This window comes from Thermanaeromonas sp. DSM 22490 (assembly GCF_056378755.1).
In genome coordinates this window covers 1-13268 of record NZ_JBJHHE010000012.1, presented here as the reverse complement: position 1 = coordinate 13268, position 13268 = coordinate 1, and the positions used below count along the sequence as shown (strand labels likewise).

The window sequence follows — 13268 nt, the reverse complement described above, 5'->3', positions numbered from 1 at the left end:
TAAATATGCGAAAAGATTCCCTTGCGCCAGCCCATGGGAGAGGTGGAAAAGAGGTGAACAGTGGTGAAAAAAGTTTACGCGCGCCGGGAATATTGCATGAACTGCCACCTATGTGAAGTGTACTGTATTACTGCCCACTCCAGGAGCCGCGACATATGGAGGGCTTTTAAACGGGAAAATTTACGCGGTACTCACCGCGTCTTGGTAGAAGAAAAGTGGCCCGAATCTCTGGCCGTACAGTGCCGCCATTGCCCTGAACCGCGCTGTGTGGAGGGGTGCATCTCTGGGGCTATGGTAAAGGATCCCGATACAGGAATTGTTTATTGTCAGGAAGACAAATGCGTAGGCTGCTGGACCTGTGTAGCCAGTTGCCCTTATGGGGCTATTCGCCCGGGCCATCGCAATGGCAAACCTGTCCCGCTAAAATGCGACTTGTGCAAGGACCTGCCTGAACCGGCTTGTGTGGCCCATTGCCCCAATGGCGCTCTGGTCTATGAAGAGAGAGGAGCAGGAGTATGAGGTACGTAATAATTGGCAATTCTGTGGCCGCGGTTAACGCTTGCCAGGGAATACGCGAACTAGATAAGGAAGGTTCTATAACCATTATTTCAGCAGAAAATTATTACGCTTACGGCCGGCCCTTGATTTCCTATTGGCTGGAAGGCAAGACTGATTTTGAAAAAATGCCTTACCAGCCTGTGGAGTTTTATCAAAAGAAAAAAATAAACGTGCTCTTAGGGAAAAAAGCCGTGGGCCTGGATGTTAACCGGCGGGAAGTTAAATTAGACGATGGTTCTTCTGTACCCTATGACCGCCTGCTCATAGCCACCGGAGGCAAAGCCATAGTCCCTCCGCTCACCGGCCTTACGGCTGAAAATTACTTTACTTTTCTAACTTACGATGATGTCCTCCATTTAGCCCAAGCGGCCTTCCCGGGAAAAGAGGCAGTAGTCCTGGGCGCCGGGCCCAGCGGGCTAAAAGCTATGGAAAGCCTTGTTACTAGGGGTGTGCGCGTCACCTTAGTAGAACTGGCTTCCCGCATCTGGTCCCCTGTTCTGGACCGAGAGGCAGCAGCCCTGATTACCCGCTTTCTTGAGGAGCAGGGGGTAACTGTAATCTTGCAAGATACTATCCTGGGTGGCAGGCGTAATGGTGAGGGCCGGTTAGAGCTCGACCTCCAGTCCGGTCAGCATTTAACCTGCGATATACTGGTAGTGGCTATTGGTGTTAGGCCCAATGTGGAATTGCTAGAAAATGTACCTGGCGTGAATTTGAACCGGGGGGTAGTGGTAGATGAATACTTAAATATAGGCCTTCCCGGTATTTACGCTGCAGGAGATGTGGTGGCGGGCAATCCTCCCCTTCTTCCTAATGCCGCGAGGCAGGGCCGGATAGCTGGCCGCAATATGGCCGGGGCCAAGGAAAGGTATATACCGGGACCGGCTTATAATGCTCTGGGTTTCCTGGGCTTGCACACCATTAGCATGGGTATTACTGCCTGTGAACCGGAGGAAGGCTTTGAGGTACTGGTCCAAAAGCAGGAACAGGACTGGATTTACAGAAAGCTGGTGCTGGATAATAACCACCTGGTAGGGGCTCTCTTTATTAATCAGTTCGACCGTGCTGGCCTTTACCGGCGCTTGATAGAGGAGCAGGTGGATGTTACACCTTTTAAGGATAAGCTTTTGCAAAAAGGGTTTGGTTTTCTGTATATACCTCCAGAGCTCTGGGAAGCTAAACTTGCGGAGTAAAAAGTAAGGGGTGGGAATGGAGTGAAAAAGTTAAATGCCTGGGGTTTAAATTACCGGGAGTTAAATGCGAAAATCAGGTCACTGTTGGATAACGGCGAAGATGAACTGGTTATTGAGAACGTTAATGGACAGCGATATATCGGTACCGGCATAAAAGGTAAAGCTAAATTGAAGATTTATGGAGTTCCAGGCAATAATCTCGCTGCCCTCATGGATGGTCTGCACATTGAGGTGCATGGCAACGCCCAGGACGGTGTGGGCAATACCATGAATAATGGTACGGTTGTTGTTCACGGGCATGCTACCGATATTGCCGGCTATTCCATGCGGGGCGGTAAGGTTTTTGTTCGCGGTAATGTGGGTTACCGTGTAGGTATTCACATGAAGGCTTTTAGGGAGAAAAATCCTTTAATTGTAGTTGGGGGCAGAGCAGGCGACTTTTTTGGCGAATATATGGCCGGGGGAACCTTGGTTCTCCTAGGCCTGGATCTTAGACCAGGTGAAAGATTGGTGGGCAACTATCTGGCTACCGGTATGCATGGAGGAGAAATTTTTATCCGGGGAGAACTTAATGGAGTATTCTTAGGCAAAGAGGCCAAAGCCGTAGAGCCCAGCAAGGAGGACTATAAACGCCTCAAGTCTATTGTAGAAGAATTTGCCAGTTATTTTGACCTGGATAGCGATAAAATTTTATCTGAACCCTTTATAAAATTAATTCCCTTAAATAGCCGGCCTTACGGCAACCTCTACGCCTATTGATGCCGTCAATCATAGTTACAAATACCTTCCAGGTAAACGGGACGCACCCCCAATCATATAATAAAAACTAAAGGGCAAGGACGTCCTTTAGCACCATGTGCGGGGACGTCTTTTATTTTTTCTTAAGGGGGTAGGAATTCATGTGTGGCATTTGCGGGTGGATAGATTGGGAAATAGATGTAACCCGACATGGGCCCATCCTGGAAGCGATGATTGAAACACTCTCCTGCCGCGGACCGGATGCCGGTGGAACGTGGATGTCACCCCGGGCGGCCCTGGGCCACCGCCGCCTGATAGTAGTCGATCCCGAAGGCGGCAGCCAGCCCATGGTTCGTAAGAGGGGTGAGGATAAGTACGTCATTAGTTACAATGGTGAACTCTATAACATGCCAGAGCTGCGCAGGGAACTGGAGGCTCGCGGACATTTTTTCCAAACCCGTTCTGATACTGAAATTATCCTGGTCGCCTTTATGGAATGGGGGATGGAATGTGTTGAACATCTCAACGGCATTTTTGCTTTTGCCATCTGGAGTGAAAAGGACCAAAGCCTGTTCCTGGCCCGCGACCGCCTGGGCGTTAAACCTCTGTTTTATGCCCAGCGGGGTAGCGCTTTCCTTTTCGCCTCGGAATTAAAGGCACTTCTTGCCCACCCGGCGGTTCTCCCGGAAATAGATGCCGAAGGGCTGGCCGAGATTTTTGTTATCGGCCCGGCCCGTACACCAGGGCACGGAGTGTTTAGAGGAGTTGCCGAGCTTAAACCCGGACACTGCCTGCTATATCACCAAAACGGCATCTCCATACGCCAGTACTGGAAACTTGAAAGTCATCCCCACCCGGATGACCTGGATACCACCGTTGCTAAAGTCAGGGAGCTTTTAAAGGATTCGGTGGAGCGGCAACTTATATCTGATGTTCCTCTCTGTACCCTACTATCAGGCGGCATAGATTCAAGCGCTATTACCGCTTTTGCTGCCGGAGCCTTACAGCAAGATGGCTTAGAACCCCTTAAGACCTATTCCATAGATTATGCGGGCAACGAGAGTTATTTTAGGCCGAATGAGTTCGAACCCAACTCTGACAGGGACTGGGGGAAAAGGGTTGCGGCCTTTTTAGGTACCCATCATCATACCGTCCTAGTCGATACTCCTGAGCTGGTCGAAGCCTTAACGGCAGCTGTCCGGGCGCGCGATTTGCCGGGCATGGCGGATATTGATGCCTCCCTTTACCTCTTTTGCCGGGAAATTAAGAAAGGAGCGAGCGTAGGCTTATCAGGTGAATGTGCGGACGAAGTCTTTGGGGGTTACCCGTGGTTTAGGCGCCAGGAGGCACTCTTGGCCGAGACCTTCCCCTGGTCCCTTAAGCTAGAGGAAAGGATCCGCTTGCTCTCGCCTGAGCTAATAAAAGAGATCCGGCCTCGGGAATACGTGTCCGACCGGTACAGGGAGGCATTGGCCGAGGTGCCCCGCCTGCCGGGAGAAGATTCATTTGATGCACGCATACGCGAAATTTTCTACCTGACCCTTACCCGCTGGATGCCCACCTTACTGGACCGCAATGACCGAATGAGCATGGCGGTCGGTCTCGAACTGCGCGTACCCTTCTGTGATCATCGCCTGGTAGAGTATGTCTGGAATGTTCCCTGGACCATGAAGTATGTGGATGAGAAAGAAAAAGGCCTCTTGCGCCGGGCTTTGAAAGGCGTACTGCCTGAAGATGTACTGGCGAGGCGCAAAAGCCCGTATCCCAAGACCCATAATCCTGCCTTTTTGAATGCTATGCGTGCCTGGGTGCGGGATATTATCCACCAAGCTGATTCGCCCCTGCTTCCCCTGGTTGATGTCGCCACTATCCGTACTCTTGTTGAGTTAGGCGCTGAGTTCGACCTGCCCTGGTTCGGCCAACTCATGAGACTGCCGCAGCTCATGGCTTATTTAGCCCAGATAGATTTTTGGCTGCGGGAATATCGGGTGGTGCTCTGCTAGGCAAAGCCACCCGATTTTCTTAACTTATTTTAAGCTTTGAGCAGGAGGAAATAGCCAGGACGTCGAGTATGAAGTATGTTGATTAAGTAATTGAAGGTAACCTAATTAAGCTTCTCCGAGGCAAGAACTGCCTTGCAAGGATTGCATTAGTAAACCTGGGACCAATTTGCTATGGAGGGACGAACGACAGTGCATCCGGAACAAGTCGCGCCTGGCATAAGGATAAGGTATAGGTTGAGGCGCTTGAGGTGGCCGCTGATAATAGTATTGGTGCTGCTAGCAGCAGGGAGCTACTTTGCCTACCGGTACACAGTGGTTAAGGGCAAGCCTAACTATCTCACGGTAACGGTGGGCAAGGGCAACATTGTGGATGTAATCCAAGCCAACGGGATCATCGAGCCGGTCCGCACCGTAGGCTTAAGCTTTAAAAATAGCGGCCTAATAAAGGCCATATACGTGCAACCGGGTGATAGGGTTAAAGAAGGCCAAGTCCTGGCCGAGCAGGACACGGCCGAACTAGAAGCCCAGCTGCGCCAATCCGAAAGCAATTTAAGGCGCTCAGAGGCGCAGCTCAAGCTGCAGGTGGCCGGCTCTCGGCCGGAGGAAATAGCCCAAAAGGAAGCCGAGTTGGAAGCTAACCGGGTAGCCTATGAGACGGCCCTGAAGGAGCTCCAGAGACAACAGCAGCTCTTTGAGGCCGGAGCCGCTCCCGCAACTGATGTGGACAAGGCTAAGGAAACAGTGGCCAGTGCCAAGAGCAGACTAGAGCAGTCGCAGCAGGCTTTAAATCTCCTTAAACAGGGTAGCCGTCCCGAGGACATAGAGGCAGCCCGGGCAGGCGTAGAAGCTGATCGGGCTCAACTTGAAGTTGCTCGTTTAAACTTAGAAAATGCCAAGCTCCGTGCGCCATTTAACGGCATAGTGACCAAGGTAAATGGCGAGGTGGGACAGCGGGGTGGGGCGGGGGGAGGCAGTGAAAATGCCTCTTTTATCACCCTGGTTAGCGAAGAACTCCAGCTACGGGCCTGGGTGAACGAGGCCGACATAGGGAAGGTGAAGCTCGACCAAGACGTAGAGTTTACCGTAGCGGCTTACCCCGGCGTCAACTTTAAAGGTAAGGTTAAGAAAATATATCCCCAAGCCATTACCCAATCTAACGTTCAGATTTTTGAGGTATTGGTGGCGGTGGAAGATCCTGCCAAACAGCTTCTTCCCGGCATGACAGCTACGGCCAGTATTGTGCTGGCGAAGAGATCTGATGTGCTAGCCGTTCCAACCATGGCGCTCAGTTTTGCTGAGAGCTATCTGAAACGCCAGGCTCCCGCAGGTACAGCCGGACCGACTGGGGGAGGTGGCAGTGGCCAGGCGGCCCAGGGAGGTCAACGCCAGGGAGGAACCAAGAGAGAAGATACTGCGGGCGATTCCACCAAAGTTGTTTTGGTACTCGAAAACGACCAACCCGTTCCGCGCAGGATCAAGGTGGGTCTAAGCGACGGGCAGTATGTTGAAGTACTAGAAGGGCTTAAACAGGGCGATAAGGTTGTTGTCGGCATGATCACGGGCAAGCAGTCACAGCAGACTACTAGCTCTGGCGGGCAAACCCAAAGATCGCCTGGTTTTCCTGGTGGTCCTATGCCGTTAACCATGCCGCGGCAAGGGGGGAGTCAGGGTAGGTGAGCCAGGTGCTTATAGAGGTTGAAGGTCTAACCAAAGTTTATAAGCAGGGTGGTAACCACGGCGTTATTGCTCTGCGAGATGTGTCCTTCACCATTAACCGCGGTGAAATGGTGGCTATTATGGGTCCGTCGGGCTCCGGCAAATCGACTCTGATGCATATATTGGGGTGCCTGGACAAACCTGATAGGGGCCGGTACGTCCTGGCAGGTAAGGAGGTGACTGCCATGGATACGGTTGAGCTGGCGGGTATTCGTAACCGGTATATCGGGTTCGTGTTCCAGAATTTCAATCTTCTCGGGCGGGCCACAGCCCTGGAAAACGTGGCTTTACCCCTGGTGTACGCCCGGGTGGGCGGAAAGGAGAGGGAGAGGCGTGCCAGGAAGGTTTTGCAGACTCTGGGTCTAGCTGAGCGTGAGCACCATCTTCCCAACCAGCTTTCTGGCGGCCAGCAGCAAAGGGTGGCCATAGGGAGGGCCCTTATCAACAATCCCGAGCTTCTCCTCGCTGATGAGCCTACAGGTCAGCTTGATTCCAAGGCCAGTGCTGACATCATGTACCTCCTGCAGACCCTTCACCGGGAGCGTGGCCTGACTATAGTGATAGTCACCCACGAACCGGATATTGCTTACCACTGCCAGAGAATCTTGAGGCTCCGGGACGGGATGTTGGTGGCTGATGAAAAGGTGGCTGAACCCACCATGGCGGAGCCCTCGAGAGATATACTGCAAGGGCAGGTGAACGGTTCGTGGTCTTCTTAACTGCTTTTCAGATGGCCTGGAGAAGCATCCTCGCCCATAAACTCCGCTCGGCCCTGACCATGCTGGGGATCATTATCGGCGTGATGGCGGTCATCGTCATGGTGGCTTTGAGCCAGGGAGCGAGGGCCAGGGTTACCGAGAGGATCGCCAGCATGGGCTCTAACCTGCTGCTTATCATGCCGGGTTACGGCACGGGGCCGGTCAGGGGAGCCTCCGTCACGAACCGTTTAACCTATGATGACGCCCAGGCTATAGCCCGCCTGCCCATGGTTAAACATGTGGCGCCGGAGGTGTCCACTGATGCTACCGTTGTCTACGGCAACCAGACCTGGACGGCCACGGTCAGCGGTACCACTCCCTCCTTGCAGGCTATAAGAGATTGGCCCCTGGAAGCGGGGGAGTTTTTCTCTGAGGCCGACGTTACCCAAATGTCCATGGTTGCCGTAGTTGGCCACACAGTAGCTAACAACCTTTTCCCTCCAGGTACCAACCCAGTAGGTAGCCGCATTCAGATTAAGGGGCTATCTTTCACTGTAATAGGTTTGCTTACCCCCAAGGGTGCGAGCACGGGGGGGATGGATCAGGATAACTATATCTACGTACCCCTAACTACGGCTCAGCAACGGCTGGTGGGTACCAAATACGTAAGGCAGATTAACGTGCAGGCTGAGACGGCCGAGGCCCTACCCGCCCTACAAGAAGCTATTACTACCCTGCTGAGGCAGCGCCATCACTTGGCACCAAATGTGCCCGACGACTTCACTATCAGGAACATGGCTGCTGTACTATCGGCTATTGAGGACACTACCAGGATCATGACGTTTTTGCTAGGCGGCATTGCGGCAGTATCCCTAGTAGTTGGCGGCATAGGCATTATGAATATAATGCTGGTCTCGGTAACCGAGCGCACTAGGGAGATCGGAGTTAGGATGGCGGTAGGTGCAACTCCTTCCGATATTCTTATCCAGTTCTTGGTAGAAGCGTTCATGCTCAGCATAAGCGGGGGAATTATCGGAGTAGGTATAGGCTGGGGCGCTACTCACCTTTTGAGCTGGCTGGCCGGGTGGCAGATGATACTGGTGCCCTGGGTCATAGCCCTAGCTATGGGCTTTGCCGCCGCTGTGGGCATATTCTTCGGTTACTATCCTGCTAAGCGGGCGGCAAGCGCGAACCCCATTGAGGCCTTGCGTTTCGAGTAAGGTGGGTGTACGTTCACACTGCAGCCTGAGGGAGTAGCTGGCCAGAGGGGTAGCTGTAGTTAGTTAGCCGTTTCGTAAGAAGAAAGGCCTGGGACTGACCTGGCTGACAGCGTGAGAATGAGTTAAAATGATAGTGAGGGGTTATTAGAGCTAATTTTGACTCCAATTAATCCTACTACAGGTGATGGAACTCCCCTGGACAAAGAAGGTGGTAGGCCTGAAACCCCTTATCTTAGTTATTGACGATGATGAAAAAATTACCTCTTTACTCAGGCGGATACTCGTTTACGAAGGCTATGAAGTACTGGTGGCCAGTAATGGTTGTACGGCCCTATCCTTGGCCACTCGCCAACCGGATTTAATAATTTTAGACCTCATGTTACCCGATTTAGATGGGATCGAGGTGTGCCGGAGAATACGGCAGCAAAGCGATGTGCCTATTCTCATGCTTACGGCTAGGGATGAAACAGCCGACCGAGTCTTGGGTCTCGATAGCGGAGCCGATGATTACCTGGTCAAGCCCTTTGCTCTGGAGGAATTATTGGCACGTATTCGTGCCCTTTTGCGCCGGCACCGTGCAGCCGAAAAAGAAATATTAAAATATGCCGATCTCACATTAAATACAGCCAGCCGGGAAGCCCGGCGGGGTAACAGGGTATTTCAACTAACTGCTAAGGAATACGAGCTCCTGGAATTTTTTCTACGCCACCCGCGGCAGGTATTGACGCGGGAAGAACTAATGACTAAAATTTGGGGTTACGATTATAGTGGGGAATCCAATGTCTTAGAGGTTTATGTAGGCTATCTTCGTAGCAAGCTAGAAGCAGGGGGGGAACCCCGCCTTATTCATACAGTGCGAGGGGTCGGCTACGTTCTTAAATGAAGGGTGGCGAAGTACGTGACCTTGAGATGCCGCCTCACCCTCTGGTATACCGCAGTCCTGGCGTTTACCTTACTTCTCCTTAGTGGGTTGATTTATGCTTTACTTTCCCGTTACCTGACGCACGAAGTAGATTACTCCCTGGCCAGCAAAGCCCAAGAAGTAGTGCGTTCCATTAAAGTGAAGAGCCGATTCCTGCGTCAGCAAGGCATTATCTTACCCGATGTTAATGCCTTTTCGAGTCCTGATACCTTCTTGCAAGTAGTGGATCTGGACGGAGAAATAGTTGCTCGTTCGCGTAATCTAGGGAACCAGTATTTGCCAGTAGACAAAGATACCTTAGCACAGGTTGTAAAAGGTACCCCCTTTTTCGAAACCAGACAGGTAGGTGTCCAGGTCCTTCGCCTATATAACTTACCCCTCTATCTGGGTGACCAGCCCGTGGGTTTGCTGCAGGTTGGGCGCCTCTTGCACCCCATCCTGGCTATTTTGAGCAGGCTCCGGCAGCTCTTGATACTGCTTAGCCTGCTAGTATTAATGACGGCCGCGAGTCTAGGGTATTTTCTAGCCCGGGCAGCTTTAAGCCCCATCGACCGGATGACTCAGATTGCCGGAGAAATAAGCGAAGGGCGTGACTTGGCGAGGCGATTGTCTTATGAAGGGCCTATGGATGAAGTTGGTCGCCTGGCCGCAACTTTCAATGCCATGTTGGCCCGCCTCCAGAGCGCGTATCTGAGGTTGGAAGAAGCTTACGCCGCCCAGCGGCGTTTTGTAGCTGACGTCTCCCATGAACTGCGAACACCTTTGACCACCATTAGAGGCAATATAGAACTCCTGCAGCACATGGCTGCTACGGGCACCCCCCTGGAGCCAGAAGCTTTGGCCGACATCGCCAGCGAGGCAGAACGTATGAGCCGTTTGCTGAATAACCTTTTGACCCTGGCACGAGCGGATGCTGGTTTTACCCTCGAACGCCATCCTCTCGATATAGGAAAGTTGCTCCAAGAAGTTGCCCGTCAGGCCCCCTTCCTGGGGCGAGCTTCCTTTTCTTTTTCCGGTTTGACCGAATTGGAAGGCAGCCTAATTTTGGGCAATCAAGATTTTCTCAAACAATTATTCTTAATATTGCTGGACAACGCTTTTAAGTTTACCCCACCTGACGGAACAGTTACTTTAAAAGCTACCCTTCAGGATCAGGAAATAGCTATTACGGTTACTGATACAGGTATGGGTATTTCTCCAGAAGATCTACCCCATATTTTCGAGCGCTTCTACCGCGGTGAGTACAGCCGGCGCTATGGAGGTACTGGCTTAGGTTTAGCTATAGCCCGTTGGATTGCCGAGCAGCATGGCGGTAAAATTGAAGTAGCAAGCCAGCCGGGACAGGGCAGTGCGTTTACCGTTTACCTGCCTAAACTGAGCGAGTAAACCTTTCTTATTTTTTTCTTAGCTTGTTTTCATGTTATTTTAAGTTTCTCGTTTTATACTAATAGCGAATTCAAAACCTAGGAGGTGTTTTTAAGTGAGCAGAAAAAAGATGGTGGCTCTGAGCGTGGTTCTGGTGCTAGTCTTAAGCCTGTTGGGAGCTAGCATTGCCCTAGCCCAGAGCACCAGCCAGGAGCCCCGCACCAATCTTCACCAGCTCTTCTGGTCCAAGCTGGCCGCCAACCTGGGGGTTGAGGAATCCAGACTGCAAGAAGCTGTTAAGGCAGCTGGTAATCAAGCCGTAGATGAAGCCGTCCAGCAAGGGTTGCTGCCTGCTGATAAGGCCCAAAGGCTTAAGGAAGCCATCGACAAAGGCCAGTGGGGCCTCATAGGAAAATTCGGGGGCTGGGGTGTTGGTGGACATAAGTTTGGCAGGGGTCATGTCGGGGGCGGGCCGGGAGACATTGCCGGTATTTTGGGGATGACTCCTCAAGAGCTTAAACAGGAGCTTAAATCAGGCAAGACCCTGGAACAAATCGCCAGCGAGAAAGGCATGACCCTGGAACAGCTCAAAGAGAAATGGTTGGCTGAGAAGAAAGCCGAATTGGACCAGCGCGTGAGTGAAGGCAAGCTGACAGCCGAGAAGGCCCAGGAAATCCTCTCCCGCCTGGATAAGATGGACTTTAGCAAACTAGGGCCTAGACGGTAAGGAACCATATCCTGTGAACGAAACTGTGGCTTTTCTAGAAACTCAGACCAAATGTCCCTTGACAAATCAAGTGACTCTGGTATAATAAAACCCTAGAAAAAGTATAGAGGCGATGTTGCCTGGGTTAACAGCAAAGGGGCTGCTAGTACACGTCGTACTAGCAGCTTTTTGCTTGGGCTAGCCCGGTGAGATTTTTGGCTGCAGCCGCCGGCGAAGACGTCGGGCTAAGTTAGTCTGAAAATCACCTTATTACATTAATTTGGGGGGATATCTAATGCGCTTCTTCGTCGCGGCTGTATTGTGTTGGCTGTTATTGATTGGTTTACCCCGTGCTGCTTTGGCAGCTGAAAATGGGGGTATTAATGCGGGCGACACTGCCTTCGTTTTAGTTGCTTCAGCGTTAGTTATGGTTATGACTCCTGGTTTGGCATTCTTTTACGGTGGTATGGTGAGGAGAAAAAACGTTTTAAGCACGATTATGCAGAGTTTTGTCACCATAGCCCTTATTTCGGTGCAGTGGATACTCTGGGGATACTCATTGGCCTTCGGCCCTGATGTAGGAAACGTTATCGGCGACCTCAGCTGGGCGGGTTTTCGCCATGTAGGTTTAACCCCTAATCCCGATTATGCGCCTGGCGTGCCGCACCAGGTATTCGCTGCCTTCCAGCTTATGTTTGCTATAATTACACCGGCTTTAATTTCCGGAGCCATTGCCGAAAGAATGCGCTTTCCTGCCTATATGCTGTTCACTGTACTTTGGGCAACTTTTGTCTACGACCCTCTAGCCCATTGGGTATGGGGTTTAAACGGCTGGTTACGTAACCTCGGTGCCCTGGACTTTGCGGGCGGAACCGTAGTTCACATCAGCGCTGGCGTAGCTGGTTTAGTGGCTGCGCTGGTCTTAGGCAAGCGGCAGGGCTACGGCAAGATACCTATGCCACCTCACAACTTGCCTATGACTGTTCTGGGTACTGCTCTTTTGTGGTTTGGTTGGTTCGGGTTTAATGCCGGCAGTGCTCTGGCAGCTTCCGACGTAGCCAGTAACGCCTTCATTACTACCAATACGGCAGCAGGTGCCGCTGTATTGGGCTGGATGGTCACAGAGTGGTTGCTCCACGGTAAACCTACTGTATTAGGAGCAGCTAGTGGCGCCATCGGTGGCTTGGTAGCAATTACACCCGCTGCCGGCTTTGTAACTCCGCTGTCCTCAGTGATTATAGGGGCAGTAGCTGGTATAATTTGCTGTGTGGCGGTTAGTGTCCTTAAGAAAAAAATTGGCTACGACGATGCCCTTGACGCTTTTGGATGTCACGGTATAGGAGGTACTTGGGGTTCCCTGGCCACCGGTCTGTTTGCCACTCAATCTGTAAACCCGGCAGGCAGCAACGGTTTGTTTTACGGCAACCCTTCGCTTTTAATAACACAATTAGTAGCTGTGCTCGTTGTTTGGGCCTTTGTAGCTATCGCCACCTTTGTAATACTGAGGGCAGTGGGATTACTTACTCCCTTAAGAGCCAGCGCGGAAGAGGAAGAGATGGGATTGGACCTGTCTCAGCATGGTGAGAATGCCTATCCGGATGTAGCAGTGGCAACGCTGGAATTACCGGCGGGCGGAGTGAGGATAGGAGAAGCATTAGTAAGGGAAAGCACTGCTTTAAATTAAAAAATGGGGAAGAGATATTTATGCGAAAGATTGAGGCTATAATCCGGCCTGAGAAGCTAGAAAGAGTTAAAGAGGTCCTAGGCCAATTTGGGATCCGCGGGATGACAGTAACGCACGTTACCGGTTGCGGATTGCAGAAGGGCAAAACAGAAGTTTATCGGGGCAGTGTTTATTCTATTGATCTTTTACCTAAAGTTAAAATTGAAATTATAGCACCTGAGAAGTTAGTGGAAGATGTTATACAAATCATAATGGAAAATGCTCGAACCGGACATATAGGTGATGGGAAGATATTCATATATCCGGTCGAGGATGCCATCCGTATTCGTACAACTGAACGTGGGGAAGATGCAATTTAAGAAATTTAAAAGAGGGCAAGGACGTCCTCAAGATAACCCCATTAATCCCTAACTGCTCTTTTCCAGCTTGATACCCCTGTTACTGATGTAACTGACCAGGGACTCC

Annotated in this window: 12 protein-coding genes; all 12 read left to right on the top strand. The window is 51.5% G+C overall.

The features are described from left to right. Positions 1–63 precede the first annotated feature (63 nt). The 12 genes from AC1BI1_RS08985 (at position 64) to AC1BI1_RS08930 (ending at position 13162) form a co-directional block, all read left to right on the top strand. Complete coding sequence (locus AC1BI1_RS08985; RefSeq protein WP_476717028.1) at positions 64–519, top strand: 4Fe-4S dicluster domain-containing protein; 456 nt, start codon at positions 64–66, stop codon at positions 517–519. Beyond that, on the top strand, positions 516–1751 hold the full coding sequence (locus AC1BI1_RS08980) for an NAD(P)/FAD-dependent oxidoreductase (protein WP_476716947.1): 1236 nt from the start codon (positions 516–518) through the stop codon (positions 1749–1751). The genes AC1BI1_RS08985 and AC1BI1_RS08980 overlap by 4 nt, the downstream gene beginning before the upstream one ends. 21 nt (positions 1752–1772) lie before the next feature. After that, on the top strand, positions 1773–2510 hold the full coding sequence (locus AC1BI1_RS08975) for a GltB/FmdC/FwdC-like GXGXG domain-containing protein (protein ID WP_476716946.1): 738 nt from the start codon (positions 1773–1775) through the stop codon (positions 2508–2510). A gap of 140 nt (positions 2511–2650) precedes the next feature. Further along, positions 2651–4492: an asparagine synthase (glutamine-hydrolyzing) gene (asnB, locus tag AC1BI1_RS08970; RefSeq protein WP_476716945.1), complete on the top strand. Its 1842-nt coding sequence runs from the start codon at positions 2651–2653 to the stop codon at positions 4490–4492. 189 nt (positions 4493–4681) lie between these two features. Beyond that, entirely contained in the window at positions 4682–6169 is a 1488-nt protein-coding gene (locus AC1BI1_RS08965) for an efflux RND transporter periplasmic adaptor subunit (protein WP_476716944.1), read from the top strand. Beyond that, positions 6166–6927: an ABC transporter ATP-binding protein gene (locus AC1BI1_RS08960; protein WP_476716943.1), complete on the top strand. Its 762-nt coding sequence runs from the start codon at positions 6166–6168 to the stop codon at positions 6925–6927. Before AC1BI1_RS08965 ends, AC1BI1_RS08960 begins: the two co-directional genes overlap by 4 nt. An 11-nt stretch (positions 6928–6938) precedes the next feature. Continuing rightward, positions 6939–8126: an ABC transporter permease gene (locus AC1BI1_RS08955; RefSeq protein ID WP_476717027.1), complete on the top strand. Its 1188-nt coding sequence runs from the start codon at positions 6939–6941 to the stop codon at positions 8124–8126. Positions 8127–8343: 217 nt separating this feature from the next. Next, complete coding sequence (locus AC1BI1_RS08950) at positions 8344–9009, top strand: response regulator (RefSeq protein WP_476717026.1); 666 nt, start codon at positions 8344–8346, stop codon at positions 9007–9009. Between the two features lie 15 nt (positions 9010–9024). After that, positions 9025–10434 carry a sensor histidine kinase gene (locus AC1BI1_RS08945; RefSeq protein WP_476716942.1) on the top strand — a complete coding sequence of 470 codons (1410 nt, stop codon included), beginning with the start codon at positions 9025–9027 and terminating at the stop codon, positions 10432–10434. Positions 10435–10528: 94 nt separating this feature from the next. Then, on the top strand, positions 10529–11140 hold the full coding sequence (locus AC1BI1_RS08940) for a hypothetical protein (RefSeq protein WP_476716941.1): 612 nt from the start codon (positions 10529–10531) through the stop codon (positions 11138–11140). Between the two features lie 274 nt (positions 11141–11414). Continuing rightward, positions 11415–12803, top strand: coding sequence for an ammonium transporter (locus AC1BI1_RS08935; protein ID WP_476716940.1), 1389 nt, complete (start codon positions 11415–11417; stop codon positions 12801–12803). 20 nt (positions 12804–12823) lie between these two features. Next, complete coding sequence (locus AC1BI1_RS08930; protein ID WP_476716939.1) at positions 12824–13162, top strand: P-II family nitrogen regulator; 339 nt, start codon at positions 12824–12826, stop codon at positions 13160–13162. Positions 13163–13268 lie beyond the last annotated feature (106 nt).

Coding starts and splice junctions, on each gene's coding strand:
- AC1BI1_RS08980 (WP_476716947.1), top strand. CDS start 516: ATGAGGTACGTAATAATTGGCAATTCTGTGGCCGCGGTTAACGCTTGC.
- asnB (WP_476716945.1), top strand. CDS start 2,651: ATGTGTGGCATTTGCGGGTGGATAGATTGGGAAATAGATGTAACCCGA.
- AC1BI1_RS08955 (WP_476717027.1), top strand. CDS start 6,939: ATGGCCTGGAGAAGCATCCTCGCCCATAAACTCCGCTCGGCCCTGACC.
- AC1BI1_RS08935 (WP_476716940.1), top strand. CDS start 11,415: ATGCGCTTCTTCGTCGCGGCTGTATTGTGTTGGCTGTTATTGATTGGT.
- AC1BI1_RS08930 (WP_476716939.1), top strand. CDS start 12,824: ATGCGAAAGATTGAGGCTATAATCCGGCCTGAGAAGCTAGAAAGAGTT.